Here is a 6,291-nt window from a genome sequence, read left to right as displayed (position 1 = left end):
AAGACGTCCGTAGCGTTTAACTAATCGGTTATCTAAGTGTGGAATGTTAAATTGGAGAGCATGCTCTCCAATTTAACTTAAATAGATTTAATTGTGTAGATACCTATGCCCAGAGGGAGAAGGAACTTTCAATACCAATATAATTCACTCCACATGATCATTTTTTGATTTATGAAAGATCTTTATTGATATGTCTTTGCCAAATAAACACTAGACCTGCATCATTTTTAAATGATGGGGCTGTAGGCATTTCATAAATGGCTTGCGTTGTAGGTTAAAATTGACCAGGCAAGGCAGGAAACGAAGAGAATAGCGAGACTATTTTCGAGTTTCATAACGTAGACTGAGATAATTTTAGCCACAACCCTTCGGGACTAGCGTGTTTTTTTCCGTTACGTTGTCACCTTGCGAAACGATGTTTCTCATCATTTAGAATAGCTAAATTTCGTATTTCGCGCCTAGTATCGCCTAAAAAACACACCTAGTCGCAAACGTAGACGAATTGTCAACAGCCCCCTAATTATTTCGTGCATCTTGATCTTGTTGGATCAATTCAATTTTATAACCATCTGGATCTTCAACAAAAGCAATGACTGTGACACCGCCCTTCATAGGACCAGCTTCACGTACCACATTACCACCACGTGCTTTGATCTCGTCACAGGCTTTATAGGCATCATCGACACCAATCGCAATATGTCCATAAGCATTACCTAATTCATAACTTGCAGTATCCCAGTTATGAGTAAGTTCTAACACGGTATGATGCTCTTCATCACCATAACCCACAAATGCTAAAGTAAACCGCCCTTCTTCATAATCACGTTTACGAAGTAATGTCATACCGAGAACTTCAGTATAGAACGCTAAAGATTGTTCTAAATTGCCTACTCGTAACATGGTATGCAACATGCGCATGATTTATTTTCCTGTTTGATCAGATATCATCTGCCAATATAGGCAATACAGTTCAATATTTCAATTTATCTATATTTCAGCTGCTCAATGATGCCGTCTTCTGGATTATTTTTAAGCAATAACCGCTTATTTTAGATAAACACTACAGCTTTATCTTTCGAGTAAGTTACTTGAATGTATGACCGACCTAATAATTCAAACCACTTTCCGATAAAAAGCCTACTTTATCTATAAGATAAAATAGGCTACTTGTAATCATCGTAAATCTATCTTGAGTAATTCAGTCGCTTACTCGATGGATTGATTCACTTTTTGTGCTTGATGTTCTCGCAATAATTTTCCAACCCATAACACAAGTAATAGAATCGGAATACCAATTAAAGTGGTCATTAAAAAGAATTTAGGATAACCAATGTGGGTGACAATTGTTCCAGAATAACCACCTAAAATCTTAGGTGTAAGCGTCATCAATGAGCTAAAGATCGCATATTGAACAGCTGTAAATGACACACTGGTCAAACTAGACAAGAACGCAATAAATGCTGCACCAGCTAAACCAGAAGCTAAATTATCGACAACAATAGCAAAATACAGCCAACCAGAACTATATTTTTCAATTACTTTCCCCTTAATTTCAACGGCTGCAGAGGAATCGGCTTTAATCACTGGAAGTGGTTGAATATCCACATCGATATCACTTTTTATCGTTGTTAATTGATAGCTTTGTTGAGTACTTAATGCTGCTTGTGCGTGTTGATAATTGACTACGGCGATCACATTTTTTGAGCCAGAAGCATATAAGGCTTTACCGTCAATCGCACCACTAAACAAACCATCTTTATCTAATTTTGCAGGATATGTTTTGCCATCAAGTTTAAGGGTAATCGGCTGATCTGGATTAAGCTCAGATACAGGTATTCCCGCAATCTGCCCCTTAACCACAATACTTTGCTTCGCTTCTGTTGCAGACAATTGATTGTCACTGGTAATAGGCAATAATTGAATTTGGGGCTTAGCATTGTCTTTTAAATAGGGCACCGTATATTCATTCGCGACAGCCTGTTCAACCAATGCTGCTTTGATATGAATGGTATTTTCCCCTACCAAATCCTGACTAGGCACAGAAACTTTCCAATAGCCTACTTCATCAGTTTGAGCTTGAAATTTCTTATCGCCAATCTGTACAGATACAGCTTGCATCGGTGCGCCAGATTTTACCAATCCAATAAAGATCAAATTGGTTGAACTTGCCAAAACTGCACCGACAAACATCAATTTCATAATATTCATGCGTTGTGCAAGTAAGCCACCTAAAAAACCACCCAATAGGCTAAAAATAACCCCGTAAATTTTAACGGCTTCTGCAATTTGCTCTTTGGTGAAGTTTAAATCTTGATAGAAAACATTCGAAATAACACCCGCAATAATGTCTGAAATTCGATAGAAACCGATCAATAACAGTAGAACCAATGCCAGCTTTACCCCATAACGCTTAAAAAAATCAGCAATCGGGTTAACCCAAGTCTCATAGGCCATCTTTTTATTGACTACACCAAAACGAATCAACGATGTTGCAACAAGAATTGCACCGAGCCCTGAGCCTAAAAAGCGTACAGCTTCCATTAAAAACTTCAGCAAGTTGTCTTCGACTTTCCAAGTCGCTTGCAGATATTGAACCATGTCATCGGAGTAAATATATAAACAAACAAAACTCGCCACAGCCAAAATAAAGACCAAAACTAAACGATAGTAATCAATATTTTTATAGTGTTTATCAACTCGATTAACCAAGGGTTCTCGAATCACTAAAGTGGTGATAATACCCACTAGCATCACCAGCGCCATCGTTAAATAAGTATATTTCCACGCTTCATAAATATAGTTCCCTTTTGCAGTCCCCAAAGAAGCAGCAAGAAATAAAGCACCCGCACCAGCGAGAATCATCCCTAAACGATAGCCTGCGTTATAGGTCGATGCCAACACCGTTTGCATCTCGGTTTCAGCCAGCTCAATTCGATAGGCATCAATCACAATATCTTGTGTTGCTGCGGAAAAACCCAGTAATACTGCCCCCACAGCCATTTGGTAAATATAACTTTGGCCCAAAGCGGGATCAGAAAACGCCATAATACAGATCGCACAGATAATCAGTATTTGTGCAATCAACAACCAAGCACGGCGCCGACCCAGTTTTTTGGTCAGTATCGGGACGGGTAATTCATCAATCAGTGGTGCCCATACAAATTTAAAAGAATAGCCCAGCGCGGCCCAACTAAAAAAAGTCACTGCACTTTTTTCAATTCCAGCCTCACCTAACCATAAAGATAAACTTGAGAAAATGAGCAGAATTGGAATACCTGCTGAAAACCCAAGAAAGAGCATAATTGCAGCACGCCGATCGATAAAAGCGGCAAAAGCAGATTTCCACCCATTTTTTGCTGTGGAATTCTGCTCAGCTGATTGCTGAGATAGTTGCGTTGTCATTGCGTTGTTATTTTCTGAAAAATGAAATAGTGCTATTCAACCGCTTAATGCTTAGAGTTTCAATCACTTTTATGCAACTGATGAGCGCTTTTACAGATATTTCCGCTTTTGGCGCTTGATCTTTACCCCCAATCCTGTATACCTTTAACTTTTCAACCCATATAAGTTTTGGATTTCACCTGTGACCCAAAGACACGATCAATTAAGCTCTACTACTGTTTCAATTACGACGACTGCAACCCCAATACAAAAAACTGAAACGATTTTTCCATCTGCTTTTGATCAAACGGAAATTCAAAACACGTTGACACAAACCGCACTAAAATCAGAACAACTGACGCATATCCCCAATCTAAGCAAGATTCCTACCTCAACCAAGCGGATCAAGCCTTTAAATAATTTCTTAGGGCAAGATCGCGCCAGAGCCTCTGTAGAAGCAGGGATTGCTTTACCTTATTCAGGCTACAACATTTTTGCAGTGGGGACGGCAGGTCTTGGCAAAAGAACCATGATCAAGCGTTTGTTACAGCAGCATGCAAAAACCATGCAAACACCTGATGATTGGGTCTATGTTTATAATTTTAAAAATGCGCGACAACCGATTGCACTGCGTTTTCAAGCGGGCCAAGGCAGTAAGTTTCAAGCTTTAATCCACCAAGCATGGCAAACCATTCTCAAGCAACTTGAACGTCGCTTTAGTGCCGAAACTTATCACAATCGTATTGAACGTATTCGTCAAATCACGGGAAATGAGCAACAACTCGCTTTAGTTGAACTGACCAAAGAAGGCGAAGACCTCGACCTAAAACTGATTAATCGTAACGATGAACATATTTTTGTGCCGATCCATGTCAAAGATGACAAAGTATTGGAAATGTCACAGGAAGATATTAATGCGCTCGACAGTAAACAGCGCGCAGAAATTAATTCCAATATGCGTTATATGGATAAAAAGCTTGAACGGCTTGGTCTTCAGTTAGGTGATTTGGAAGATGATGCACGTGATCAAGTTTCTGAATTAAATCGTGATATTGCCAAACAAGTGGTGATTCCTCGTATAGATTTGATTTTAAGTAAATTTAAAACCGTACACGGACTCGATCAATACTTAAAGCATTTTGCAGCAGATATTATCGAAAATGTTGAAACGATTTTAGATCAGGAAGGTGAAGAATTCTCTCCTGCTTTATTTAATCGGGTTCCTTCACGTTACCAAGCTAATGTCGTGGTGAGCAATAAGCCAAACTCTGGTGCACCAGTTATTTTTGAAGACTTCCCAACACATTATAATTTACTGGGACATGTTGAACAGCTGACGCAAAACGGCACAATCACCACCGACTTTACTCTGATTCGCCCAGGCTCATTGCATCAAGCCAATGGTGGTTTTTTAATTTTAGAAGCAGAACAGCTGTTAGAACAGCCTTATGCATGGCAAGGGCTAAAACGTGCATTAAAATCAGGACAATTAAAGCTGTCTTCTCTTGAGCACATGCTGACTTTAACTGGCAGTATTTCAATTGAGCCTGCATCTGTGCCACTCAACTTAAAAGTGGTTTTATTGGCAGAACCTGAAATTTATTATGAAATTTTAGAACTAGAGCCGGAATTAGGCAGTGTTTTTAAAATTCGTGCTGATTTTACCGATACCCTGCAACGTAATGATGATAATGAACAAGCTTATATGCAACTGATTGCAGACTATGTTCAACAAGACAAATTACTGCCTTTTGATCGCTCAGCATTGGCGGCATTACTAACAGATTCGAGCCGCCAAGCTGAAGACCAGAGTTCATTGTCTTTACATGCTTTAACTTTGGGTGATTTAATCCGTGAATCTCATCATCACGCTGCACAGTCGGAAGAAAAGTTAGTCACCTCTCATCATATCAACACTGCTCTGAAACATCGCCAATATCGATTAGGCTATTTAAGAGAGCTTTATTGGCAAGACTTGTCACGTGGTACGCAACTGATTGAGACACGCGGCCATCGTTTAGGTCAGATCAATGCTTTATCCGTGATCCACTATGCCGATGTTGAATTTGGTTTACCGTCACGCTTAACCGCTTCGGTATATCAAGGCGGCGGTGACATTTTAGATATTGAGCGCAGTGTAGAACTTGGTGGTTCATTACATGCCAAAGGTGTCTTGCTGATGTCGAGCTTCCTAAAAGCTCATTTTGGCCGTGAACAGATTTTGCATTTCTCTGCTGCCCTCGCCTTTGAACAAAGTTATGGTCAAGTGGATGGTGACAGTGCCACGGTTGCAGAACTATCTGCATTGATTTCCGCAATCTGCCAATTGCCTATTGATCAATCATGGGCGATCACAGGTTCGATGAACCAATTGGGTCAAGTTCAACCTATTGGTGGGGTCAATGCAAAAATTGAAGGATTCTTCGATGCGTGCAAACTCCAAGGATTAACGGGCAAACAAGGGGTAATTATTCCGCGTCAGAATATGCAGCATTTAATGCTTCGCCATGATGTGATTGAGGCTGTCAATGAGGGTCAATTCCATATACATGCCATAGACACCATTGACCAAGCTTTAGAAATCCTAATGGCACGTCCTGTTGGGGCATTAGATAAAAAAGGTCGTTATACCAAAGGTTCAATCTATGCGGCAGTGATGGCACAGCTTGAATATTGGCAAGCCTTGGAAGATGGCGTTGAAATAGAGCACAAGCCAAAGAAAAAGAAAAAAAAGAACAAAGGGAAAAAACTGAAAAAGGCAGAAGCTGAATCAGCAAGCATCATTACTGACGAAAACCAAACTGAAGTTGCAGCAAAGCAAAATAAGCGCAAGTCAGCTTAAATTGCTTCTTGGATAGACCTCAGTCAGACAAAGCTTTGAATATTCAAAGCTTTGTCTGACTCATACTG

At 39.9% G+C, this 6,291-nt stretch carries 3 protein-coding genes; 1 reads left to right on the top strand and 2 read right to left on the bottom strand.

What is annotated here, in order from left to right:
* Positions 1 to 516: 516 nt before the first annotated feature.
* Positions 517 to 918 (bottom strand): lactoylglutathione lyase, encoded by a 402-nt coding sequence (gene gloA, locus M2R48_RS08480; RefSeq protein ID WP_004820725.1) that lies wholly within the window; start codon positions 916 to 918, stop codon positions 517 to 519.
* A 288-nt stretch (positions 919 to 1,206) separates the two neighbouring features.
* Positions 1,207 to 3,402: an AmpG family muropeptide MFS transporter gene (locus M2R48_RS08475; protein ID WP_262085772.1), complete on the bottom strand. Its 2,196-nt coding sequence runs from the start codon at positions 3,400 to 3,402 to the stop codon at positions 1,207 to 1,209.
* 181 nt (positions 3,403 to 3,583) lie between these two features.
* Here M2R48_RS08475 and M2R48_RS08470 point away from each other — a divergent pair, with 181 nt between their 5' ends.
* A complete protein-coding gene (locus tag M2R48_RS08470) occupies positions 3,584 to 6,223 on the top strand; it encodes a Lon protease family protein (RefSeq protein WP_262085771.1) in 2,640 nt (879 codons plus the stop codon).
* The last annotated feature ends 68 nt before the right edge of the window (positions 6,224 to 6,291 follow it).

The organism is Acinetobacter sp. I-MWF (genome assembly GCF_025433935.1).
Lineage (GTDB): Bacteria > Pseudomonadota > Gammaproteobacteria > Pseudomonadales > Moraxellaceae > Acinetobacter > Acinetobacter guillouiae.
This window is presented reverse-complemented; position numbering and strand designations above follow the sequence as displayed.